The 23863-nt window shown below is 64.7% G+C and carries 21 protein-coding genes; 11 read left to right on the plus strand and 10 right to left on the minus strand.

What is annotated here, in order from left to right:
• Window positions 1-285: 285 nt before the first annotated feature.
• Complete coding sequence (gene rtcR / locus IP65_RS13130; protein WP_054132026.1) at window positions 286-1887, plus strand: RNA repair transcriptional activator RtcR; 1602 nt, start codon at window positions 286-288, stop codon at window positions 1885-1887.
• Here the strand turns inward: rtcR and IP65_RS13135 are convergent.
• From IP65_RS13135 to IP65_RS22135, 5 genes are read right to left on the minus strand one after another with little or no spacing between them, the layout of a single operon-like run.
• Window positions 1884-2570, minus strand: a complete 687-nt coding sequence (locus tag IP65_RS13135; RefSeq protein ID WP_369801291.1) for a phytanoyl-CoA dioxygenase family protein — start codon at window positions 2568-2570, stop codon at window positions 1884-1886. The genes rtcR and IP65_RS13135 overlap by 4 nt on opposite strands.
• Window positions 2558-3100: an HD domain-containing protein gene (locus tag IP65_RS13140; RefSeq protein WP_197279250.1), complete on the minus strand. Its 543-nt coding sequence runs from the start codon at window positions 3098-3100 to the stop codon at window positions 2558-2560. Before IP65_RS13140 ends, IP65_RS13135 begins: the two co-directional genes overlap by 13 nt.
• A gap of 55 nt (window positions 3101-3155) precedes the next feature.
• A complete protein-coding gene (gene prfH, locus IP65_RS13145; RefSeq protein ID WP_054132027.1) occupies window positions 3156-3779 on the minus strand; it encodes a peptide chain release factor H in 624 nt (207 codons plus the stop codon).
• Complete coding sequence (locus tag IP65_RS13150) at window positions 3776-4876, minus strand: RNA ligase RtcB family protein (protein ID WP_054132028.1); 1101 nt, start codon at window positions 4874-4876, stop codon at window positions 3776-3778. The genes prfH and IP65_RS13150 overlap by 4 nt, the downstream gene beginning before the upstream one ends.
• Complete coding sequence (locus IP65_RS22135) at window positions 4873-5007, minus strand: hypothetical protein (protein ID WP_255352208.1); 135 nt, start codon at window positions 5005-5007, stop codon at window positions 4873-4875. Before IP65_RS22135 ends, IP65_RS13150 begins: the two co-directional genes overlap by 4 nt.
• Window positions 5008-5192: 185 nt before the next feature.
• Here IP65_RS22135 and IP65_RS13155 point away from each other — a divergent pair, with 185 nt between their 5' ends.
• Entirely contained in the window at window positions 5193-5522 is a 330-nt protein-coding gene (locus IP65_RS13155; RefSeq protein WP_022676330.1) for a low molecular weight protein tyrosine phosphatase family protein, read from the plus strand.
• 86 nt (window positions 5523-5608) lie between these two features.
• On the opposite strand, the gene IP65_RS13160 is transcribed toward IP65_RS13155, so the two are convergent.
• Window positions 5609-7624 carry a DUF4153 domain-containing protein gene (locus IP65_RS13160; RefSeq protein ID WP_082350140.1) on the minus strand — a complete coding sequence of 672 codons (2016 nt, stop codon included), beginning with the start codon at window positions 7622-7624 and terminating at the stop codon, window positions 5609-5611.
• 544 nt (window positions 7625-8168) lie between these two features.
• Between IP65_RS13160 and IP65_RS13165 the strand changes: the two genes are divergently transcribed.
• Together IP65_RS13165 and IP65_RS13170 are read left to right on the plus strand one after the other, a co-directional pair.
• Window positions 8169-8615 (plus strand): MarR family winged helix-turn-helix transcriptional regulator, encoded by a 447-nt coding sequence (locus tag IP65_RS13165; RefSeq protein WP_169041879.1) that lies wholly within the window; start codon window positions 8169-8171, stop codon window positions 8613-8615.
• A complete protein-coding gene (locus IP65_RS13170) occupies window positions 8612-9904 on the plus strand; it encodes an MFS transporter (RefSeq protein ID WP_054132031.1) in 1293 nt (430 codons plus the stop codon). Before IP65_RS13165 ends, IP65_RS13170 begins: the two co-directional genes overlap by 4 nt.
• Before the next feature lie 39 nt (window positions 9905-9943).
• On the opposite strand, the gene IP65_RS13175 is transcribed toward IP65_RS13170, so the two are convergent.
• Window positions 9944-11026, minus strand: coding sequence for an NmrA family NAD(P)-binding protein (locus IP65_RS13175; RefSeq protein ID WP_054132032.1), 1083 nt, complete (start codon window positions 11024-11026; stop codon window positions 9944-9946).
• Window positions 11027-11124: 98 nt separating this feature from the next.
• On the opposite strand from IP65_RS13175, the gene IP65_RS13180 reads away from it, so the two are divergent.
• On the plus strand, window positions 11125-11667 hold the full coding sequence (locus IP65_RS13180) for a helix-turn-helix domain-containing protein (RefSeq protein ID WP_054132033.1): 543 nt from the start codon (window positions 11125-11127) through the stop codon (window positions 11665-11667).
• A 47-nt stretch (window positions 11668-11714) separates the two neighbouring features.
• Here the strand turns inward: IP65_RS13180 and IP65_RS13185 are convergent, their stop codons facing one another.
• Window positions 11715-12467: a FadR/GntR family transcriptional regulator gene (locus IP65_RS13185; RefSeq protein ID WP_054132034.1), complete on the minus strand. Its 753-nt coding sequence runs from the start codon at window positions 12465-12467 to the stop codon at window positions 11715-11717.
• Window positions 12468-12570: 103 nt separating this feature from the next.
• On the opposite strand from IP65_RS13185, the gene manD reads away from it, so the two are divergent.
• The 4 genes from manD to IP65_RS13205 all read left to right on the plus strand — a co-directional run bounded on the left by manD (window position 12571) and on the right by IP65_RS13205 (window position 18693).
• Window positions 12571-13779, plus strand: coding sequence for a mannonate dehydratase (gene manD, locus IP65_RS13190; RefSeq protein ID WP_022675658.1), 1209 nt, complete (start codon window positions 12571-12573; stop codon window positions 13777-13779).
• Between the two features lie 91 nt (window positions 13780-13870).
• Window positions 13871-16510 (plus strand): glycoside hydrolase family 2 TIM barrel-domain containing protein, encoded by a 2640-nt coding sequence (locus IP65_RS13195; RefSeq protein ID WP_231627721.1) that lies wholly within the window; start codon window positions 13871-13873, stop codon window positions 16508-16510.
• 3 nt (window positions 16511-16513) lie between these two features.
• The gene (locus tag IP65_RS13200; RefSeq protein ID WP_054132035.1) at window positions 16514-17446 is read left to right on the plus strand and encodes a sugar kinase; all 933 of its coding nucleotides are present in this window, start codon (window positions 16514-16516) and stop codon (window positions 17444-17446) included.
• A gap of 17 nt (window positions 17447-17463) precedes the next feature.
• Window positions 17464-18693: an MFS transporter gene (locus IP65_RS13205; protein WP_054132036.1), complete on the plus strand. Its 1230-nt coding sequence runs from the start codon at window positions 17464-17466 to the stop codon at window positions 18691-18693.
• 64 nt (window positions 18694-18757) lie between these two features.
• Here the strand turns inward: IP65_RS13205 and IP65_RS13210 are convergent, their stop codons facing one another.
• Both IP65_RS13210 and glpD read right to left on the minus strand, forming a co-directional pair.
• Window positions 18758-19525 carry a DeoR/GlpR family DNA-binding transcription regulator gene (locus IP65_RS13210; protein ID WP_231627708.1) on the minus strand — a complete coding sequence of 256 codons (768 nt, stop codon included), beginning with the start codon at window positions 19523-19525 and terminating at the stop codon, window positions 18758-18760.
• Window positions 19526-19578: 53 nt separating this feature from the next.
• Window positions 19579-21105 (minus strand): glycerol-3-phosphate dehydrogenase, encoded by a 1527-nt coding sequence (gene glpD, locus IP65_RS13215; RefSeq protein ID WP_054132037.1) that lies wholly within the window; start codon window positions 21103-21105, stop codon window positions 19579-19581.
• Between the two features lie 376 nt (window positions 21106-21481).
• On the opposite strand from glpD, the gene IP65_RS13220 reads away from it, so the two are divergent.
• Together IP65_RS13220 and glpK are read left to right on the plus strand one after the other, a co-directional pair.
• Window positions 21482-22270 (plus strand): MIP/aquaporin family protein, encoded by a 789-nt coding sequence (locus IP65_RS13220; RefSeq protein ID WP_054132038.1) that lies wholly within the window; start codon window positions 21482-21484, stop codon window positions 22268-22270.
• Between the two features lie 44 nt (window positions 22271-22314).
• The gene (gene glpK, locus IP65_RS13225; RefSeq protein WP_054132039.1) at window positions 22315-23823 is read left to right on the plus strand and encodes a glycerol kinase GlpK; all 1509 of its coding nucleotides are present in this window, start codon (window positions 22315-22317) and stop codon (window positions 23821-23823) included.
• The last annotated feature ends 40 nt before the right edge of the window (window positions 23824-23863 follow it).

Below are 23863 nucleotides of genomic sequence, written 5' to 3' on the forward strand. Positions count from 1 at the left end.
GCAAGTCGCAAGCCGTCCATGGCAAATTTCCTGTCAGGGGCGATCCGGGGGCGGCCGGCCCATTCCGACCGCCCCTGTTGCCGCTTACCTGTCGGGCTGTTCGACTGACCCGACGCCATCCACGTTGCAGATGGCGTGCCAATTTTGGGGGCGGCGTTGCCAAAGTCGTTCAAGGCACTGATTATATTATCAATTAAAATAGGGATGCCGTTCGGGAGCGAAACCGATCATCCGATATACTCACCAATTTGTATCCTGACATATAAGCTGATATAAAATTCGCGCATGAGGCCCACCACCGTCATCAGCTTCCTCGGCTCCACGCTGGACGCTGCCAAATTCGGTCCATCGCGCTGGACGAAGTGGCGGCCGTCGGTAGGCCTGTGCATGCACGAGGATCTGCGCGTGGATCGCTTCGTGATGATCCACGGCACTTTGCACGGCCGCCTTGCGGACTATGTGACGCAGGACATTGCCTCGGTTTCGCCCGAGACGCGGGTGGAACGGCATGTTCTCGATTTCCAGGACGCCTGGGATTTCGAGGAGGTCTACGGCAAGCTGCTTGACCTTGCGCGCGAGCTGGCCCTGGACCCGGACGCTGAGGACGTGCTGGTGCATATCACCACTGGCACCCATGTCGCGCAGATCTGCCTGTTCCTGCTGACTGAGGCGCATTATCTGCCCGGGCGCCTGCTCCAGACTCAGCCCCGGCGCGGCGCGCCCGATGCGGCAGGTACGTGGAGCGTGATTGATCTCGATCTCTCGCGCTACGACAGCATCGCCACGCGCTTTGCCAGCGAGAGCGCTGAGCATTCGTCGTTCCTCAAATCGGGGATCGAGACGCGCAATCCTGCCTTCAATGCCATGATCGACGAGATCGAGCAGGTGGCCGGCCGCACGCGCGCGCCGATCCTGCTGATGGGACCAACCGGCGCGGGCAAAAGCCAGCTTGCCCGCCGCATCTTCGAACTCAAGAAGCTCAAGCGCCAGATGACCGGCAGCTTTGTCGAGATGAATTGCGCCACTCTGCGTGGGGACAGCGCCATGTCGGCCCTATTTGGCCACAAGAAGGGCGCGTTTACCGGCGCGGCGGCCGATCGTGCCGGACTTTTGCGGAGTGCTGATGGCGGGATGCTGTTCCTCGATGAAATCGGCGAACTGGGTCTCGACGAGCAGGCGATGATCCTGCGCGCGATCGAGGACAAGCGGTTCCTGCCCGTGGGCGCCGACAAGGAGGCGCAGAGCGAATTCCAGTTGATCGTCGGGACCAACCGCGATCTGGCGTCGTGCGTGGCGGCAGGCACTTTCCGCGAAGACCTCTACGCCCGCCTCAACCTCTGGACATTCGCGCTTCCCGGCCTGGCCGAACGGCGCGAGGATATCGCCCCCAACCTTGACTATGAACTCGACCGTCATGCCGAGCGCGAAGGCGAGCGGGTGACGTTCAACAAGGAAGCGCGCGCCGATTACCTTGCCTTCGCGCTGTCTCCCGCCGCGCGCTGGTCAGCCAATTTTCGCGATCTGGCCGCCAGCGTGACGCGCATGGCGACCTTTTCGCCCAAGGGACGGATCGATGTTGCGGCGGTGACCAAGGAAATCGAGCGGCTCAAGCGTCTTTGGGGCGATGGGGCCGCAGATGGCGATGGGCTGGAACGCTGGCTATCGCCATCTGCGTTGGCCGATCTCGACCCGTTTGACCGGGTGCAACTGGCGTATGTCGTGGCGACTTGCGCATCTGCCCGCTCCCTGTCCGAAGCCGGGCGGACACTCTTCGCCGCCTCGCGCGAGAAGCGGGCCAGCACCAATGACGCCGACCGGTTGCGCAAATATCTCGCGCGGTTCGGGCTGGGGTGGGACGATTTCAGGGATGGCAGGCAAGCCCACTAGACGCCCAGCCATTCCAGACCGTGCGGCAAGGCGTCCGCGCTGAAATCCACCTGGAGCACGCGGCGATGCGCGGGCTGGCTGGCCGCGTCAGAAGCATGAAGGATCGGCGTGGAATAAGCCCAGACGTCTCCCGCCCGGGCAAGGCACGCGACGATGCCACACGCGGCAACCACTTGAGCCACCGAACTTTCCGGCACGCGCCCGCAGCGGTGCGATCCCGGAGCAATCAACAGCGGGGCATTGCTTGCGGGCACATCGTCGAAATGAACGCGCAGTGTTACCATGCGTGACAGCAACTCCATGGGCGGCGCAACGTGATGCAAACCCGCTTTGACCGACCAGGGCCCGAAGCCTGCGACCTCGATCTTCTCCCGGACGCAGATGGTGCGGTCCTGGTGCCAGCCCAGCGACCAATTGGTGCTTGCGCTCTTGTCGAACAAAATGGCCCGCACAGGCGTGGCCGCAGCGCCAATGGCCTTGCATGCAATGGCGCCGATGGAGCTGTTCGGCGCCAAAAGTTGACGCAAGGCGGGCACACCATGAATGCGCACGCCAGCCTGATCAGGCGGCAGCCCAGCCATCGCCGCCGTCAAATCCTGCAAAATTGCCAAGGCTGCTTCTGGAAAGAGCTGCGCGCCGTGGTCGGTCAGACGCAGACGATCGAGCTTGTTCAAGTCAGCCACTTGGCCGTGCCCCGTTCCACTTCCGCCTGCGCCAGCCGCAACAGCGCCGGATCGCCTTCGGTCAGCACCTCCAGCAGGCTGGAAATCTCGCGCAGATAGACTCGCGCAAAGCCATCGCCGTGCTCCACGATCGAGCGCGTGTTGGAAATCACATCGGCCAGCTTGACGGTCTTCATCTCGGCAGGGGCCCGGGCCAGGTGCGCGCGGTCGATCGCCTTGCGGATCGCGCGATTACCGTCTTCTGGGCGGCTGGCGTCGGTAAGCCATGCCACCCCTTGCGCGATGTCCTCGCCAAATGCGGCGCGGACATCCTCGATGGTTGCCTCGGTATCCTCGATCACATCGTGAAGCAGGGCCGCCACAATCATTGTGGGCGTTCCACCAACGTCCGCCACCGTTCGTGCCACTTCCAGGCAATGCAGCACATAGGGCTCGCCGGTGTATTTGCGCTGCTGCTTGCCGTGCATGCGCGTGGCGAAAGCGCAGGCATCGAGAACCAGCGGCAATGCGGCAAGGTCTTGGGACAACAATCCGATATCTCCGGAAGATCGGTGGGTGAACGCGAGCCCACCCACCGATGCGAATTCAAGCCGATTTTAGCTGAAACCGTTCACCGGCATAGACCCGAACCGCATTGCCACGTTCAAGCTCCTGATGAACTTGCCATTGCACTCGGCGCCCCTCTTCTGTGGCCTGCTGGTGTCGCGCTTGCAGCATGATTGCCAGTTTCAGCCGCGCCAGCTTGCGGTTGGCGTGCTGCGAGCGCTGCTCCTGCGCCATGGCGACAAGGCCGGTTGGCCGGTGCGTTGCCCGCACGGCACTGTCGGTCTTGTTGACATGCTGGCCGCCCGGCCCACTGGCGCGCATCACCTGATAATCGATATCCTCCTCTTCCAGATCGATCATCTCTTCAGGCGTAGGTGCCAAGGATACGCCAACGAACCAGTTGCGCCGCTTGTGGGTAGGACGAAAGGGACTGTTGCCGATCCACTGGTTGGTACCGATACGCTGGGCGGCAAAGACCGCCGATCCCTCGCCAGCGATGCGCAGCAGGACGGACGCGGGCAACGCCTCCGCCCCATCCAGCAATGCGCATTCCAGCCCCGCCGCCTTGGCCTCCCGCGTAAAGGCGCGGGCCAGTCCTGCCACCACCCAGCAGCATTCCTGTGGGCCCTTGCCCGCCGTGATATGCAGGATCACCTCGTTCATGCTGCCCTCGTCTTGTAGCTGAGCAAGGGGCGCAGCTTGGCAATCACGCGGATCAACCCAACTTGTTCCAGATCGGCGATGACCATGCCGATATCCTTGTAGGCGTCGGGCGCTTCTTCGAAGATCAGGCGGCGATCCTCGCAGATCACCTGGCTGCCAAGCGCGGTGCGTTGCAGATCAGCCACCTTGAAGCGGCGCGATAGGCGCGCGTGGGCATCCTTTCGGCTCCACTTGCGCCCCGCGCCATGGGCCAGCGAATGAAGCGCATGATCGGCTGCTTCCGCGATGGGTTCGACCAGATAGCTGAAATCGCCACGCGAGCCCGGGATGGTCACCAGCCCGCGATCGGCCGGCGCCGCCCCTTTGCGGTGCAGCCATCCGCCCCGATGCGGCGTCACACTGTTGTGGCAGATATCCAATACGCGCCAGCCACCAAACCCCAGGCTCTCGCAAAAGCGCCGGGCGATGATCTGGCGGTTGAGAATGGCCCATGCCAGCGCGCCATCATGCTCCGCCAGATAGGCCTTCGCCTTGGCATGCCCAGCAGGAATGCCTTGGCGCGCGTCTGCTTGGCGATGCGCCTGCAGGATGGCTTGTCCCAACCCGCGCGAGCCACTGTGAACCATCATCCACACACGATCATGACGCAGGCCCAGGTCGGCAAAGCGTGCCTCATCGGCAATGGCTTCGATGCGCTGGAATTCGACGAAGTGGTTGCCACCACCAATCGTGCCCAGCGCCGGACTGGCGACATGCGGCGGGAGTCCAACCTCGGCCAGAGACTCCGCATGATCGCCTGCCCAAGGCGCGTCGAGCCCGTGCAACTTGCGTTCGATCGCACTGAGGCGAAACTTGCGCACGAGGCAGTCGGTTTCCCACAAGGCCATGCCGCAGCCGATGTCGCTACCGACGAGATGCGGCCAGACGTGGCTTGGCGACCAGAAGGCCGCGCCCACGGCAATGCCATTGCCAGCATGCAGATCGGGCAGGCCGACAATGCGCGCCATTCCGTCATAACGCGCGCACGCTTCGAGTTGATCTAGCGCCACGGGATCGAAACGCGCTGGATCCGTGGCAATCAGGGTTATGGCGCTCATTGCGCACCACCCCGGCCACGGTTTTGGCCAAAGCGAAAAGCAACAAGGATAACGATGTCGGTAAAATCAGCGGCGCGATGGCCGCGAAAAGCCATCAGGCGAAACGGTTCGCCTGCGATGGAGTTGCCCATGCAATCTGTTCCTGAACACAGGGAAATAAGAAGTGATGTGTGGTGCGGGCGAATGCTGCGCGCATGGTCTTCTCCTTTCCTTGTTCAAAAACAGGCCGGTCTTGGCTGGCAGCGGCGATAGTTCGGATTGACCTGCTGGGCAAGTGATTCAACAATGGGCTGTCGATTTTTGTGCGGGGCGTTGCTTGAAAACCATTCTGTTCGTTTGCAGCCAGAACCGTCTCCGCAGCCCGACGGCAGAGCAAGTGTTCGCCCATTACCCTGGGTTGGAAGTGTCTTCTGCCGGCACCAATCATGATGCGGAAAACCCGCTGACCGCTGAACTGGTATCATGGGCCGATGTGATCGTCGTGATGGAAAAGCAGCACCGCGCCAAGCTGCAGCGGCGATTCCGCGGGGCTTTGCGCGGGCAGCGCGTGATCTGCCTGGATATTCCGGACGAATATGCCTTCATGCAGTCGGAGCTGGTGGAATTGCTCAAGGCCCGTATGGCGCGGCATCTGCCGCCCGCATGATCGTGAATGCATGGCTGCTTCCGGCGCAAGTTATTGGGCTTGCCAAGGTCGGCTTTGTCAGCATTCCTTCACCAAATTTGCTGTTCTTACAGTCCGCCCGGTTTACCAAAAGCCGGGCCCATACCACTGGGCGCCGATGCATCGACGGGAGCGGCGGCGGTCGGCGTTGCGCGTGGCTGGGAGGCGGGCGGGCAAACGACTGTGTTCTCGACAGTGAAGGTCAAATGCTGACCACCGGCGATGATATCATCGTGCAAGGGCCTTGATGGAACAGCCTCCCCACGGCGCAACGCTTCACGCACCCCTGCACAGCCCACGGAGCTGAGCGCGCCAATTTTCGCCCATTTGCCATTGGCGTCTAGGCCGTACACTGGCGAGGAGCCGCCATACGTGTTCGCTGCTGCTTGGATGACGACTTGGGGCACGTCTCGTTTGGCGGTAGCCGGCTGGTCGGATGGCGCTGGCCCGTCGATGACCAGCAGCAACGGCGCACCAGAATCCTTGCCCGGCAGCACGATGACATCGCATGGTGCACCGTTTTTCATGCAATCCGGTCCGGCAAAATAATCTGACGAATCCGCCCATTTGGTCTTGCGGAAACCATCAGGTAGTCGGGCGCCCTTGGGATAGACCGAGGCATGGGTGAAGGCAGGCTCGGTCTGGGCGGGGTCGGGGGCGTCGCCGCCGTCGCTGTACGAAAAATGCTGGAGGACTTGCGCCTGTCTGGCACGCATCGCGATTTCCGGCGTACTGCTGCCCGCCAGCGCGGCAAGCGCATTCGTGCCATAGCCCCCAGAATTGAAGCGCAGGAACTGATAATCGAACTTCGCCGCCGCCAGCTTGCCCGAGGTCAATCGTGCAACCTGACTGTTGACCGAAATCCGCGCCGGATCAGCGATGGGGGTCAGTTTCAGCACCAGAACGGCCACAATCCCGAGGCTTGCGGCGATATTGACAGGTTCGATGCCCTTGAGCCACGGCCCCTTCAGCACCGCCGCGCGGGTGTAACCCGCCGCGTAAATCAACCCGATGGTCGCCGCCATCGCGGAGCGTAGCCGCATCGGCGTCCAGCCATATTGGCCCACCCGCTGGGCAATGGCATAGGTGGCGAGCAGCGTCATCAATAGCATCATCGGCGGCGCGACGCGTCCTGCCCAACGGATCACCGCCGGGGTAGGCTGGTCGCCATCCTTGTAAGCCGCATTCAGCAGGACCAGCGTGACAACCACTGCCCACAGCAGGATCGATGCCGCAAACCGCGTGCCCCACAAGGGGGTGAGGCCGGTGAACACCAGCCCCAGCAGGAACCCCCAGCCCAGCACCACCACCAGCGGTAACAACCACGCCAGCAGCGTCAGCCCCAAATTGCGCATCCCGTGCAACAAGGCCGGGCGTACGTCGGTGATGTGCACCGAGGCGGCGAAAGCGAGCGCGAGTAACGGACACCGGAACCAGTTATGCTCGATCATATGCCCGAACCAGTCGAGATGGATGAGCCCGAACAGTGCCCGCCCCAGTTCGATGACGCCCCATACCAGCGCCGTAAAAATCAGCGACAGCAAGAACTGGAAGGCGCGCATCCAACTGTCTTCGAAATGGTCGGCATAGCGGGACCACAGGCTGGCACCGCGCGCCTTGTGCTCCAGCAACTGATTGACGATGAAAGTGCCGATCCCAGCGCAGAACATCAGCGTGAACGAGGGCCAAATGCGGTTGGTGGCGGCGCCCCAACCATTCTCGACAGGATCACGCCAGATATCGTAGCCCGCCAAGCTGGCCAACACCGCGCACGCAACTGCCAGATAGATGGCCAGGGGCCGTTTGGCCATGCGCCCGACTTCTGCCAGTGCGATCACCGGCAGGATTGCCACGATGAGGCAAAGCGCGGCAAACACGCCGGGATGCCGATAGGGCCACCATTGCATGACATCGGGCTGTTTGGTGTACCCTGAGGCCTTGGGCAAAAGTTCCAGCAATGCCCAAGCGCAGATGCCCTGCGCAAAACCGATGACCAGGCGCAGATTGAACAAAGAGAACAGTGACACTTGCGACGGTGGGCCTTCTTGCTCCTGCGCTTCACCGTTCATCTCGAAGCCTCTCATCCATTGCCCGAGGCATGGTGTAGCAAGTTACTTGGCACAGGCAATGTATGGTCACGCCTTCGCTGTGGCGCATCGAAGTGAGATTTGATCAGAGTGCAGGCTCATGGCATTGCCCGGTGAACTGGTACTTGGCATATGGACGAACGGTCGGTTTCGGCGGCAGGGTCAGAGGCTCTGAACGACCGCAATTAGGGCGATTACACCATGGATCGCGACACAAGTGCCGCCGAAAACATCTGCTTGTCGGCACTCGTGTAGCCGGGGCAGAGCAGTTAGCCACGCGAGCGGTTTTCAGGGCTGCTCAAGAAATCGCCAAATGGCTGAAAACAGCCATTTCTTGCCTCATCGAACATCACTGTTATTGTCGGTGGCAAGCAGCGGTCGATGATGCCGCGCGCTGTTTGCCTGTGATGACGATGCTTTTGCGGCCAAGATGGCGGCACGGCGGCAGAATATTTGCGATTACATATTGTTGTTGGTCAGTGGTCAAGCCCCAGGCGGCTCGATCGTTGACCGAAATGCGATCGACGACTAAATGATGCATATGCATCATGATTCGCTTTCGATCGATGGCGTGGCTTGCGCCTGCAACGCGCTGCGCAAGGCTTCGCGCGCCGTGACCCGCTTCTATGACGAGGTCATGGAAGGGTCTGCCCTGTCGCTCACCCAGTTTGCGGTCTTGCGGAATATCGCGCGGCACGAGCCGGTGCCGCTGATGGACCTGGCGCACGTGCTGGTGATGGACCGGACCACGCTGTATCGCACGCTCAAGCCGCTGGAGCGGGAAGGGTGGATCGCTGTTGCCGAGGGCAAGGGGCGCGCCAAGCAGGCGCGCTTGACGGCGCAGGGACGCGACGCGGTGGCCAATTCGCAAGGCGCCTGGGAAGAGGCGCAGCGGCGCATGATCGGCGCGTTTGGTCCAGAGCGCTGGGCCGGCGTGGAAGTGGCGCTGGGTGACCTTGTCACGCTGGCGCAGGAAAGCCAAGCATGAGCCGCCTGCTGCACAAGACCGGGCTGGTGCCCGCGCGCCTTCACCTGATCCTGATCGTTGCGGCGACATTCCTCGCGCTTTTGGTCTCGGCCGGGCTGCGCGCCACGCCCGGCGTGCTGATGGTGCCTTTGCAGGTCAACTTCGGCTGGGACCGGGCAACGATCTCGTTCGCCGCCGCGATCGGCATCTTTCTCTATGGCCTTGTCGGCCCCTTTGCCGCGGCACTGATGGTTTCGTTCGGCATCCGCCGCACCATGCTGGCCGGGCTCACGCTAATGTCGCTCGCCACCTTTGCCAGTCTGTGGATGCGGCTGCCGTGGCACTATGTGCTGACCTGGGGGGTATTGTCGGGCATCGGCAGCGGCGCGGTTGCCTCGGTGCTGGGAGCGGCCGTGGTCAATCGCTGGTTCGCGACGCGGCAGGGGCTGGTCATGGGCCTGCTGAGTGCCAGCACAGCCACGGGTGCGCTGATTTTCCTGCCGCTGCTGGCCTGGCTTTCGCGCGACGGCGCGTGGCGGCCGGTTGTTCTGGCGGTCAGCCTGGTCTGCCTGGCGCTGGTGCCGCTCGTGGCCCTGGTCGTGCCCGAACATCCCGCCGACATCGGCACGCGCCGCTTTGGCGAAGGGCCCGACAGCCCGCCGCCGCCTGCGCCGCGCCAGGCCCGCACCGCCGGCCTGGCGCTCAGCGTGTTGTGGCGCGCGGCGCGGCAGCCGATGTTCTGGCTGCTGTTCGGCACGTTCTTTGTCTGTGGCCTGACCACCAATGGCCTGGTCGGCACGCACATGATCGCGTTCTGCGGGGACCATGGCATTGCCCCGGTGGCCGCAGCCGGGCTGTTGTCCACCATGGGTTTCTTCGACCTGTTCGGCACCACCGCGTCTGGCTGGCTGACCGATCGCTATAATCCGCGCGTGTTGCTGATCGTCTATTACGGGCTGCGCGGCCTCTCGCTGCTGGCGCTGCCGTTCCTCAGCTTCGATACCACCAGTCTGGCGGTCTTCGCCGTGTTCTATGGCCTGGATTGGATCGCCACGGTGCCGCCGACGGTGAAGCTCGCCAACGAGGCCTTTGGCGAACAGGAAGCGCCGATCGTATTTGGCTGGATCCAGACCGGGCACCAATTGGGCGCCGCTTTCGCCGCGTTTGGCGCCGGGGTGATCCGTCAGCAGAGCGGCAGCTATGCCCTGGCCTTCGTGGTCGCTGGCATCATGGGCGTGGTCGCCGCCTTGGTGCTGCTCGGCACCTTGCGCCGCGCGCACGCAGCGGCGGGCGCGCCGGTCCCCGCGTGAGGCCGGGGCGGCCCGAAACCTTCGGGCCGCCCGCAAGGCTCAGAGGATGCCGCGCCGGTGGTCTTCGCTCAGCTTGAGGATCGGGCGGCCAGGCAGGGTATCAGGCTGCACCCGCTGCCACAGACTTTCCCCGCCTGACGCTGCCGCCTGCTGCTCATGGCGGCAAATCCAGTCTTGCGCGCTTTTGATCCGGCCGGGGTGGATTTCATCGAGCAGGGCATAGTCGCGCGTGATGATCTCGTGCTTCCACGTGTTCCAGAAGCCGGTGAAGTTGTCGCGAAAGCTCATCGTGCTCTTGTCTTTGGGATCGGCGTTGTAGCCGGCGGGAAGCGCGGCGATCCCGCCGAAGCGCGCGAAATAGCTGTCCAGGTCCGTATCGACGTAGCGGGCCGGATGGCCGGTCACCTGCGTGAACGCGGCAGCCAGATCGGCATAGCGCACCGGCTCGATGCCGACGGCCAGGTCCATGCCGTTGGCCCGGTCGCGATGGTCGAACAGCCAGCGCACGTAGTGTCCGCAGTCTTCCAGCGCGACGTGGACAACGGCGCCCTGGCCCAGTGGCACGCGCCAGGTCAGCACGCCCTCTTCCACAGCCGGGGTCATCGGCGTCTGCGCCGAGAATGCCATTTCCATGTAGGGGCCGGTGGTGAACAGCGCGCTGCCCATGCGCCCGGCGTTGTCGCGGGTCTGCGCCAGGATCCATTCGCCCATGCGGCCTTTGCCGTCATAGTGGCCGGTGCGGAACATCGAGCGGTAGCCCGCCTGCTTGAGCGTGTAATCGAGATTGCCATAGACGAAGAAGCGCACACCTTCCTCGATTGCGATTTCGTAGGCGCGGATCGCCCAATAAGTCTCGGTCTTTTCGCCGGTGTTGAAGCCATCGATGTTGAGGAACACGCCCTGGCAAGCGCGCATCCCGGCGCGCAGCACGGCCTCATCGGCAAACGTGCCTTCCAGAAAATCGACTTGGTCCCATTGCGCCAACGCGCGCGCCCGGGCCGAGTTCTTGTCACGAGTCAGCGCCAGAACCCTGTAGCGACCATCCTGTACCAGTCCGCGGACCACCGGAAGGCCCTGGGCGCCGGTGGCACCGACGACGAATATGCGGGAAATTTCATCCATGCGTGACTCCTGGGTTGCAAGGTAGAAAGCCGACTCTCATGATGAGAGTCTATTAACTCCAATAATAAGAGTCACGGAATTTTGGAAAGGCGCCGACGATGCGATCCAAGAGTTTTGACGGCATGGCCTGCTCGATTGCCGAAGTCATGGGCGCGGTGGGAGATCGCTGGGGCCTGCTGATCATGCGCGATGTGCTGCTGGGGCTGACCCGCTATGACGATCTACGCCGCTCAACCGGGGCAACCAACGCTACCTTGTCGGACCGGCTCAAAAGCCTGGAAGAAGCCGGGCTGATCGAGAAGAGGCTCTACCAGGCGCGCCCGCCCCGCCATGACTATGTGCCCACGCTGCGCGGGCAGGATCTGGCCTTGCTGCTCCAGGCGATGGTGCAGATCGGGGATACGTGGCGGCGCCGTGCCGGGCAGGAAGCGCCGCTGCGGATCGAGCAGGCCACGTCAGGGCGGCCCGTGCAACTGGTGCTTGCCGATGCCGAAACCGGGATGCCGACCGGCGCAACGCCGTTGCGCGTGGCGCCGGGACCCGCTGCTGACGAGGCCATGCAATGGCGTCTGGCCATGGGCGCCGAGGCGCGGACCATGCGGGTGGCTCCGGAAGGCCAAGCAGGCGGTGATTTGCTGTGAGGGGGCTCCCAATCTGAACCGCGGTCGCTACCCTAGAGCAGAGCAGTTTATGCCGTTGCCCGCGTGTACCGCTCCCGCTTGGCCTGCGTGGCCCGGCGTGCCTGGGCAAGGGCTTGCTCTTCGGTGGCAAACAGCAGACCGTCGAGCACGGCGGCGAGGTGGGCACGCATGGCGGCGCGGGCCGCGTTAGCATCGCGGCTGCGCAAGGCATCGAGCACCGCGCAATGCTCTTCCACCACGGGCTTTACATTGGCGGTGCGTGCCTTGCTGTGCAGCAGGGCAGCTTCGGGCGAGGTCTGGCGCAAGTCCCACAGTTGCTCGATCGCATTGTAGATGGCCGAGTTGCGGGTCGCGCGGGCGATGGCCAGGTGGAATTCGCGATCGGCGCGCTCCGTTCCGGCGGGATCGTTGTTTTCCTGCGCAATATCATCGACCAGGCGCGCAACCTCGGTCAGCTCTTCATCGGTGATCTGGGTGGCGGCCAGGGCGGCCGCTTCGCCTTCGAACAGCAGGCGCGCCTCGGTCAGCTCGAACGCCGAGACATCGAAACCCGGGCGATCGCCCTCGTTGGGCAGGCGCAGGACATAGGCCCCCGAACCCAGCCTGACTTCCACGAAGCCCTGCACTTCCAGCGCGATCATCGCCTCGCGCACGGTGGGCCGGCTTACGTCGAAGCGCAGCGCCAGTTCACGCTCTGCCGGAAGCCGGGTGCCCACCGGAAAGCGCCCGGCGGCCAGTTCCTCGACCAGCGATCGTGCCACGTCCTGATAGAGTCGTTCGCTGGTTTTGCCGTTCGTCATGCAGGCCCTTTTTGGTAATGCCAATTTTCAAAACTTGACAGACCGAAATCGGTCGATCAATCGGTCTTACCACAATTGAATCGCTTTGTGAGGCCCAACGAACATGAAGATCACCGGTGCGCGCGTCATCGTCACCTGCCCGGGACGCAACTTCGTGACGCTCAGGATCGAAACCGATCAGGGCGTCTATGGCATCGGTGATGGCACGCTCAACGGACGCGAGCTTTCGGTGGTGGCCTATCTGGAAGAGCACGTCATTCCCTGCCTGATCGGCATGGACCCGCGCCGCATCGAGGATATCTGGCAGTATCTCTACCGTGGCGCCTATTGGCGGCGCGGCCCGGTGACGATGCGGGCAATCGCGGCGGTCGACATGGCGCTGTGGGATATCAAGGGCAAGATGGCCGGCATGCCGGTTTACCAATTGCTCGGCGGGCGCAGCCGCGACGGGATCATGGTTTATGGTCATGCCAATGGCAGCGACATTGCCGAAACGGTCGAGGCGGTCGGCCACTATATCGACCTGGGCTACAAGGCGATCCGCGCCCAGACCGGGGTTCCCGGCATCAAGGATGCCTATGGCGTGGGCCGGGGCAAGCTCTATTACGAGCCGGCCGATGCTGCGCTGCCCTCGGTGACCGGGTGGGATACGCGCAAGGCGCTGAACTATGTGCCCAAGCTGTTCGAGGAACTGCGCAAGACCTACGGCTTTGACCACCACCTGCTGCACGATGGCCACCACCGCTACACGCCGCAGGAGGCGGCCAACCTTGGCAAGATGCTCGAGCCATACCAGCTGTTCTGGCTGGAGGATTGCACGCCTGCGGAAAACCAGGAGGCTTTCAAGCTGGTGCGCCAGCATACGGTGACTCCGCTTGCCGTGGGTGAAATCTTCAACACGATCTGGGACGCGAAGGACCTGATCCAGAACCAGTTGATCGATTACATCCGCGCGACCGTGGTCGGCGCCGGCGGCCTGACCCACCTGCGCCGCATTGCCGATCTTGCCAGCCTCTACCAGGTGCGCACCGGCTGCCATGGCGCCACCGACCTGTCGCCGGTGACGATGGGCTGCGCGCTGCACTTCGATACCTGGGTGCCCAACTTCGGCATCCAGGAATACATGCGACACACGCCCGAGACCGACGCGGTCTTCCCGCATGACTACCACTTCGAGCACGGCGAATTGTTCTGCGGCGAAACCCCGGGGCACGGCGTCGATATCGATGAAAAGCTGGCGGCCAAGTATCCCTACAAGCCCGCCTATCTTCCGGTCGCCCGCCTCGAAGACGGCACGATGTGGAACTGGTGACGGCCTGAAGCACCGCCGATAACAACGAACGAGAGGGTCTACCGTGAAGGCAAACTGGCTTGCAGGACTGGCAATTGGCGCGTTGCTTGCGGTGACGGCGCAGGCCAGGGACGGGGGTGCTGCGGCCGCGGCAACGCAGGCTGGCGCTGAGGCGCGCACCGCCGTTGTCCTTGCCGATGGTTGGCGCTTTATCCAGGGTGACCCGGCCGGCGCGGCGCAACCGGCGTTTGACGATGCCGCGTGGCAGCCCGTGCGGGTGCCGCATACCTGGAACCGGATCGGCTATTACGAGCCCCGGGTCGGGGTGGGGCCCAACACGGCGGGCACGGTTGCCAAGTATCAGGGCGTGGGCTGGTATCGCCTTCGTTTTCCCTCGCCCGCACGGGCCAGCGGCGAGAAGGTGTGGCTGGAGTTCGATGCCGCAAGCCGCATTGCCGAAGTCTGGGTGAACGGCGTCAGGCTCGGCTCCCACGCCGGTGGGTTCAGCCGTTTTCGCTTTGATGCCACGTCGGCCCTACGCCCGGGCGCCAGCAATATCGTGGCGGTGCGCGTGGACAACAGCGCGCCCGTCGCCGGCAGCGCCACGGCCGACGTTTTGCCCTTGAGCGGCGATTTCTTCGTGCGCGGCGGGCTCTATCGGCCGGTGCGCCTGATCGTCACCAATCCGCTGCATATCGACCTGCTCGACCACGGCGGGCCGGGTGTTTATGCCACGACGACCAGCATTTCGGCCGGCTTGGCGCAGGTCCGTGTCCGTACCCGCCTGGCCAACGACACCGGGCGCGTGGCCAATGGCGCCGTGGTGGCGCGCCTGGTCGATGCCCAGGGGCGCGTTGCGGCCCAGGGCCGCGCGGTCTTTCGCCTGCCGATGGCCCAGGTATCGGAACAGCAGCAGGACCTGGCGGTGGCCAGGCCGCATCTGTGGCAGGGCACCGCCGATCCCTACCTCTATCGCCTGATCGTCGACGTCGTCGATGGACGCGGCCATGTGGTCGACTCGGTCGCGCAACCTTTCGGGATCCGCCAGGTCAGCATCGATCCGCAACGCGGTTTCCTGCTCAACGGCAAGGTGCTGGCCCTGCACGGCGTGGGTTTGCACCAGGATACCGAAACGTCCGACTGGGCGATGAGCGAGGCGGATATCGCCAGGACGTTCGCTACGATCCGCGACATGGGGGCCAACACCATACGGCTTACCCATTACCAGCACGGCGAGACGATCCACACGCTGGCAGATCGCTATGGCCTGGTGCTGTGGGACGAGATTCCGCTGGTCACGCAATGGACCCAGGGTGAGGCGATCAACCCCACCACGGCACTGGTGGGCAATGCGCAGCAGCAGCTTGCGGAATTGATCCGCCAGAATTTCAATCATCCCGCGGTGGCGTTCTGGGGCGTGGCCAACGAGGTTGATTTCGGGCCCAATCGTCCCGATTTCCTGGGCAAGCCACCCGCGGCGGTTGCCGATCCCAAGGCGCTGGTCCGTCTTCTCGACCAGCAGGCACGCCAGGACGATCCTTCGCGACCGACGGTCATGGCGGCGTGCTGCCAGGGTGATCCGGCTGCCCCCGATGTCGTCGGCTTGACGCAAGCCTCGGCGGTAAACCGGTATTACGGCTGGTATTATGGCAAGCCCGCAGGGATCGGCCCCTATCTTGATGGCCTTCACGCCAAGTATCCCCATCAGCCGCTCGCCCTTTCCGAATATGGCGCCGGCGGCGCGCTGACCTACCAGACCGATGACACCGCCGGTGGCCCGGCCGACATAGCCGGGCCGCGCCAACCGGAAGGGTATCAGGCCTGGGTCCACGAGCAGACCTGGCCCTTGCTGCGTGATCGGCCATGGCTGTTTGGGACGTGGCTGTGGAACGCGTTCGATTTCGGCTCGACCGTCCGGCGCGAGGGGGACTCGGTCGACGTCAACACCAAGGGCCTGGTCACCTATGATGGCACGATCCACAAGGACGCGTTCTATTATTACCGGGCCAACTGGTCTGCCGCGCCCACCGTGCATATCACCGGGCGTCGCTACACCCAGCGCGCCTACCCGGTCACTGAGGTGCGGGTCTATAGCAATGCACCGCGCACCGAACTGGCGCTCAACGGGCGCAGCCTGGGGGGCAAGACCGATTGCCCGAACCGGGTCTGTGTCTGGTCAGGCGTGGCGCTCGCCGCGGGCGCCAATGTTCTGACGGCGACAGGGCAATTCGCGACGGGCGCGGTGGCGGATCGGATCGAATGGCAACTGGCCGGTGCCCAGGCTGGCGCATTCCGGATCGATGCGGGCGCCCTGGTCGCGGCGCATGCGCCCGACGCCGTGTTCGGATCGGATGCGTTCTTCAGCGGCGGAACGGCGCGGTCGGTGGATGTCTTCGCCCGTGGCCGCGCGCCCGTCCGCCCCGACATTGCCGGCACGCGCAACCGCGATCTGGCCGCAACGTTCCGCGCCGGAGCGTTCAGCTATCGCATTCCCACCGGCCCCGGCGCGTTCACCGTGTCGCTGACCTTTGTCGAGCCTGCCGAACAACCGGGCAGCCGCATCTTTGACGTCGCGGCCAATGGCCAGGCCGTGCTCAAGGGTTTTGACATTGCCGGCGCCGCAGGTGGGCCGCTGACCGAAGTGACGCGCTCGTTTCCGGTCACGGCGACAGACGGCGTGGTGACGATCGATTTCGTGCCGGTGAAGGGCGAGGCGGTCGTCTCTGCCATCACTGTCCTGCCGCGTCGCTGAACCATGGTGGAACCTGCCTTCGATGTGGTCTGCGTGGGTGAAGCCATGGTCGAACTTGCCGACACAGGGGCCGGGCGTGGCTTTGGCCAAGGCGGCGACGCGCTCAATACCGCGTTGCATCTGGCACGCAGCGGATGGCGCACCGGCTTCCTGACGGCGCTGGGCAACGATCCCTTCAGCCAGGATCTGCGCACGGGATGGGTGGCCGAAGGGCTCGATGTCTCGCTGGTGCTGGCCCATCCCACCCGTGCCGTGGGCCTCTACGCCATCCGCACCGATGGCGATGGCGAGCGTTCGTTCCACTACTGGCGCGATGCCAGTGCGGCGCGCGACATGTTTGCCCTGCCGGGCATGGCAGCGGCCGTTGCCCTGGCCGAAGCGGCCCGCGTCCTGGTGTTTTCGCTGATTTCGCTTGCCATCCTGCCGGTCGAGGGGCGCCGCGCCTTGCTCGACCTGGCAGCAAGAGTCAGGGCGCGGGGCGGCCTTGTCGCGTTTGACGGCAACTATCGCCCGCGGCTGTGGTCCAGTGCCGGCGAAGCGGCGTCCTGGCGCGATGCCGCGATCGCGCGGGCCGATATCGGCTTTCCCACGCTGCAGGACGAGGACGATATCTCGCCCACCACCCTGGAGGCGTGCGCCAGCCACTGGCAGCGTCTGGGGTGCCAGGAGGTGATCGTCAAGCTGGGCGCGCGGGGGTGCCGGCTGCCCGATGGCACGATCCTGCCGCCGCCCCAGGTGGTGCGGCCAGTGGACACCAGCGGGGCGGGCGACGCCTTCAACGCCGGTTACCTGGCGGCAAGGCTGCAAGGCCTGGCGCCGCGCGACTGCGGCCTGGCCGGCCATCGCCTGGCCGCCGCCGTGGTTCAGCAGGCCGGCGCCATTCCGCAGCTGGACCGGGCGGCCTACGCGCCGCTGGCCCCGGCAACCCGCGCCTGAACCAGGGATATCGACACATGGCAAAAGGTCAGTTGCGCTGGTGGATGATCGGCTTGGTCACGCTGGGCACGATCATGAACTATCTTGCCCGCTCGACGCTGTCGGTGGCGGCGCCGACGCTGAAAGACAGCTTCGGCATGACGACCGAGCAATACAGCTGGGTGGTCCTGGCGTTCCAGGCAAGCTATACCGTGATGCAGACCGTGGCGGGCACGGTGCTTGATGTGCTTGGCACACGGCTGGGGTTCTTCATCTTTGCGCTTGGCTGGGCGCTGGCCAATATGGGGCACGCTTTCGCCACCGGCTGGCCCAGCCTGGCCGTGTTTCGCGCGGCCCTCGGCGCCACCGAAGCGGCGGCCATTCCCGCCGGTGCCAAGGTGGTTTCAGAGTGGTTTCCGGCGCAAAAGCGCCCGCTTGCCACCAGCTGCTTTCAAATGGGCACGAGCGTTGGCAGCATGGTCGCGCCGGCCTTGGTGGCGTTCTGCATCCTGTGGTGGGGTTGGCAGTCTGCCTTCCTGGTTACCGGGGCGCTCAGCCTGGCGTGGGCGCTGTTGTGGTGGTTCACCTATCGATCGCCACGCCCCGAGGAGCGGCCGTTGCATGATCCCGGCGCGGACGTTGCCACCGAGATGGTGTCATCGCGGTTCGATATCCTCAAATCCCGATCGTTCTGGGCGATTGCCCTGCCGCGCTTTCTGGCCGAACCGGCGTGGCAGACCTTCAATTTCTTTATCCCGCTCTACCTCGTCTCGGTATGGAAGCTGGATCTCAAGGCGATTGCGCTGTGGGCCTGGCTGCCCTTCCTGGCTGCCGATTTCGGATCGCTGGGCGCGGGCATCCTGCCGGGCTACCTCATGCGGCGTGGTGCCGGCGTGGTGGCTTCGCGCAAAGTGACCATGGCCGTGGGCGCGCTGTGCATGATCGGCCCGGCCTGCATCGGCCTTGCCGGTTCGCCGGGGCTGGCCATTGCGCTGTTCTGCGTCGGTGGTTTCGCCCACCAGATGCTCAACGGCGCGCTGATCACGCTGTGCGCCGATTTGTTCAATTCCCGCACCGTTGGCACGGTAAGCGGAATGGCGGGATCGATCGCGTGGATCGGTGGCATGCTGTTCACGCTCGCCATTGGCAAAAGCGCCGATGTCTTTGGCTACAACCCGCTGTTCGTCGCGCTGTCGCTCATGGACATGATTGGCGCGGCGCTGCTGTGGGTGCTGCTCACCACCAAGCCAACGGTTTCAGCGGCATAGAGGCGCGCGGCTTATTTGGGCAACGTTGGTACGATCGCGATCGCGCTGGCGCCGCCCATTCCGCCTAAAGCGCGGTGACGATATCCACGTTGTGCCGCTGCACCAGGCGGGTGCGCTCGTCATCCGCGATCGTGTCGGTCACGAACAGGTCGATATCCGAGAGCGAGCCGATCCGCGCCGGGGCCTGGCGTTCGAACTTGGTTGCGTCGGCCACCAGCATGACCTTGCGCGCCTGGGCGATGATCGTCTGGCTGACGGTCACCTCGTTGATATCGAAATCCAGCAGATCGCCATCGGCATCGAGCGCGCTGGTGCCGATCACCGCATAATCGACCTTGAAGCCCTTGATGAAATCCACCGTCAGGCTGCCGATCACCGCGCGATCGTTGGCGCGCAGGCGGCCGCCGGCCACGATCACTTCGATCCGGCTGTTCTGGGCCAGGATATCGGCAACGTTGAGGTTGTTGGTCACCACCAGAAGATGCTCGTGATCGAGCAGGTTGCGCGCCACCGCCTCTGTCGTGGTGCCGATGTTGAGGAACAGCGAGGCATTGTTGGGCAGCAACTGCGCCGCCTTTTGCCCGATCGCGTCCTTGGCATGGGCAGCGATCGCCCGGCGGGTGGAATAGCCGATGTTGTCGAGCCGGGATTCAAGCATGGCCCCGCCGCGCACGCGGGTGAGCAGGCGCCGGCTGGCCAGCAGATCGAGATCCTTGCGCACGGTCTGCTGGGTCACGCCCAGAACCTGGGCGAGTTCCTCTACCCCGGCAAAGCGGGCGCCTTGCAGGTATTCGACAAGGCTGCGGTGCCTGATCGCGGCAAGATCGGCCAAAACTGCTCCTCCAGGCCAGCGCGCCGCACCGTGCGGCCCGCTCGGGCGTGATCCTACCCTTGGCGCGCTTGCCACCATTGGGCAAGCCAGGCATCGATCCGGGGCAGGGCGTCGGGCGACAGGCGCAGCAGCAGTTTGCTGCGCCGGGCGACGACATCCTCGGCCGTCATCGCCCATTCGTGCTGCGCCAGATAGGCCAGCTCGGCGGCATGGAGCCCGCCGCCGAAATCCTCGCCCAGGTCAGCCAGGGTCTGTGCCGAGGCAAAGATCTGCCGTGCCCGCGTGCCATAGGCCCGCGCCCAGCGGGTGAGCAGGGTGCGCGGCAGCGCGGGGCGTTCCTGGCAGAAGCGATCGACTAGATCGGCAAAGCCATCGGCCGGAAAATCGCCCCCGGGCAGGGTCGCGCCCGCCGTCCAGGCATCGCGCGCCTGGGGAAAGGCGGGGCCCAGCTTTTCCAGGGCATGCTCGGCCAGCTTGCGATAGGTGGTGATCTTGCCGCCGAACACGCTGAGCAGCGGCGCCTGGCCATCGCGGTGATCGAGATCGAGCACATAGTCACGCGTGACGGCCGAGGCATTGCTGGCCTTGTCGTCATAGAGCGGGCGGATGCCGGAATAGGTCCAGACGATATCGTCCACGCCCACCGGCCGCGTGAAGTGGCGGCGCACCACGTCGAGCAGATAGTCGCGTTCGGCCGGGCTGATCGTGGCGCGGCCCGGCGCCTGGTCCCACACTTCGTCGGTCGTGCCGATCAGCGTGAAATCCTGCTCATAGGGAATGGCGAAGACCACGCGCCGGTCGCTGTTCTGGAGCAGGAACGCGTGATCACCGTCATAGAGCCTGGGCACGACGATATGGCTGCCCTGGATCAGGCGCATGGCGCGATCCTGCGGCGCGCCGGCGATGCGGCCCAGCACTTCGGCCACCCAGGGCCCCGCCGCGTTGACCAGGCCGCGCGCCTGCACGCGGTGTTCCTGCCCATCGGCATCGCGGATCGTCGCCAGCCAGTGGCTGCCCTCGCGATGGGCGGCCAGCAGGCGGGTGCGGGTCAGCACGGTGGCGCCGCGGGCGCGGGCATCCATGGCGTTGAGCACCACCAGCCGGCTGTCTTCCACCCAGCAGTCGGAATAGACAAACGCGCGGCCCTTGACCGCATCGGTCAGACCGTTGCCGAGATGATCGCGCGCCAGATCGGCCGAGCGGGTTGCCGGCAGGCGCTTGCGGCCGCCGAGGTGATCATAGAGCCACAGCCCCAGCCGCACCATCCAGGCCGGGCGCACCGCGCCGCGCTGGGGTAGCACGAACGACAGCGGCCAGATGATGTGCGGCGCCATGGCCCACAGCCGCTCGCGCTCCATCAGCGCCTCGCGCACCAGGCGGAATTCGCCATATTCGAGATAGCGCAGCCCGCCATGCACCAGCTTGGTGCTGGCCGAAGAGGTGTGCGCGGCCAGGTCGTCCTGCTCCACCAGCATCACCGAAAGGCCGCGCCCGGCGGCGTCACGCGCAATGCCGGCGCCGTTGATGCCGCCGCCAACGATCAGCAGGTCATAGGTCGAAAGGGACGGGTCGTGCGTCATTGTTGTGCCTTTGTCGCCTGCGTTGCGCAGGCCTTCGAGCGTCTGCGTTTACTGCACTACGCATTCGGAAGCGAGAGGTTTCGCGTAACTTCGCGCTATTTCGCAAGCAAATCGCGCCATTTCGCGCTGCGGTGGCTGCGCCTAAGGATCGGGTGTGGCTAGTTGGTATTTATATAAATAACTGCAAAACATGAAATAATATAGAGTTTCACGAGGCGCTCCACCGTGCGCGATAAAGCAGGATTCTCGCGCTGCCCTGCTGCAAGCGCGAAAGCGAACTTTCCCATTGACGTGCCCGCCAAAGCCGGTACCACCCTGGATCGGTAACGACGGGCAAAGCCAACAACCGCCCGGTCACCCCGCACAGAGGATAGCCATGAGCCCGCGCAAACGCTTGATCGGAGAATTGTTGTCCGAATTCATCGCGGTGATGATCATCATCACGCTGGGCGATTCGGCGGCGGCGATGATCACGCTCTATGATCCCAGTCCCTATGCCACGGCCTATTGGGGGGTGTGCATCGCCTGGGGCCTGGCGGTCACGCTGGCGATCTATGTTACCGGTGCGGTTTCCGGCACCCATGCCAACCCGGCGGTGACGCTAGCCCTGGTGCTGTTTCGCGGGTTCGAGGCGCGCAAGGCGCCGCTTTATATCGTGGCGCAGATCGCGGGCGGGTTCGTCGGGGCGGCGCTGGTCTATCAACTGTTCCAGCCGGTGATCGATCACTACAACACCCTGCACGGGGTGACGCGCATGGACGGTGGCGCCGCTGGCGTGTTCTTCACCCATCCCGGCCAGTTCATCACCCCGATGCATGCCTTCTGGGACGAGGTGATCCTCACCGCGATCCTGCTGCTGGGCATCTTTGCCATCACCGACCAGGCCAATACCCAGGCGCCCATGGCCAATTCCGGCGCGCTGGCGATCGGTTTGCTGGTGGCCTGCATCGGCGCCTGTGGTGGCTTTCTCGAAGCCTGGCCGCTCAACCCGGCGCGTGACTTTGGCCCACGGCTGTTCTGCTTCTTTGCCGGATGGGGCCCGGCGGCCTTCCCGTCGCCCGACAACTATTGGTGGATTCCGATCGCCGCGCCGATCGTGGGCGGGATCGTGGGCGCTGGCCTCTATCAGGCCGCGATCCGCCCGTTCTTGCCGGCTTCGGCCTGACCCATTCCTTGCGCCGTGATGCGGCGCCACACAGGACAAGACCCATGACCCAACCCCGCCACATCCTTGCGATCGACCAGGGCACCACGTCCACCCGCTGCATTGTGTTCGATGCGCAGGCGCGGGCCTGCGCCACCAGCCAGCGTGAATTTGCCCAGCACTATCCCCAGGCCGGCTGGGTGGAGCACGATCCCGAAGACATCTGGCGCGATACGCTGGAAACCGCGCGCGAGGCGATTGCCCAAAGCGGGCTGGGCGCCGCTGCGATCGCCGGCATCGGCATCACCAACCAGCGTGAAACCGTGGTGATCTGGAACCGCGAAACCGGCCAGGCGATCCACAACGCGATTGTCTGGCAGGACCGCCGCACCGCCGCCGCCTGCCAGGCGCTCAAGGACCAGGGCGTGGAAGACATGGTGCGTAGCCGCACCGGCCTGCTGCTCGATCCCTATTTCTCGGGCACCAAAGTGGCGTGGCTGCTCGACAACGTGCCCGGCGCGCGCGCCGATGCCGAGGCGGGCCGCCTGGCCATGGGCACGATCGACTGCTTCCTGCTGTGGCGGTTGACCGGCGGCGCGGTGCACGCCACCGACATCACCAACGCCTCGCGCACGCTGCTGTTCGATATCCATCGCCAGCAGTGGGACGAGGAACTGTGCCAGTTGCTGCGCGTGCCGATGGCGATCCTGCCGCAGGTGACCGACAATAGCGGCATCTTTGGCCATACCGCGCCCGATCTGTTCGATGCGCAGATCCCGATTGCGGGCCTGGTGGGTGACCAGCAGGCGGCGCTGTTTGGCCAGGCCTGTTTCGAGCGGGGCATGGCCAAGTCTACCTATGGAACGGGCTGCTTCATGCTGCTCAACACGGGCGAGACGGCGCCGGTTTCGCGCAACCGCCTGCTCACCACGCCGGCCTATCGCCTCAACGGCAAGACCACGTATGCGCTGGAAGGCTCGATCTTTGTGGCGGGCGCTGCGATCAAGTGGCTGCGTGACGGGCTGGGCATCATCACCCACGCGCGTGAAACCAACGACATGGCCACGCAGGTGCCCGATAGCCACGGGGTCTATATGGTGCCGGCCTTCGTCGGCCTGGGCGCGCCGCACTGGGACCCGGACGCGCGCGGCGCGATCTATGGCCTGACGCTTGGCGCCACGCCCGCGCATCTGGCGCGCGCCGCGCTGGAGGCGGTGGCCTATCAATCATGGGATCTGCTCGAGGCGATGGCGCGCGATAGCGGCGCCGCGCCGGCGGCGATGCGCGTGGACGGCGGCATGACGGCCAACGACTGGCTGTGCCAGTTCCTGGCCGACATGCTGCAGGTGCCGGTGGAGCGTCCGGAAAACCTCGAAACGACCGCGCTGGGCGCGGCGTTCCATGCTGGCCTGGCCACCGGCGTGTGGAGCGGGCTCGACGATCTTTCCCGCACCTGGCGCGGCCGCGACGTGCAGCAACCGGCCATGCCGGCAGAGCGGCGTGAGCCGCTGATCGCCGGCTGGCGCGACGCCTTGCGCCGCACCTTGACGCATCCTGCGCCGGACGCGGCATGACGATGGCCTAATTCGGCATCAACCATGCGTTGCGCCGCGT

The sequence above is a fragment of the Novosphingobium sp. AAP1 genome (assembly GCF_001295765.1).
GTDB lineage: Bacteria > Pseudomonadota > Alphaproteobacteria > Sphingomonadales > Sphingomonadaceae > Novosphingobium > Novosphingobium capsulatum.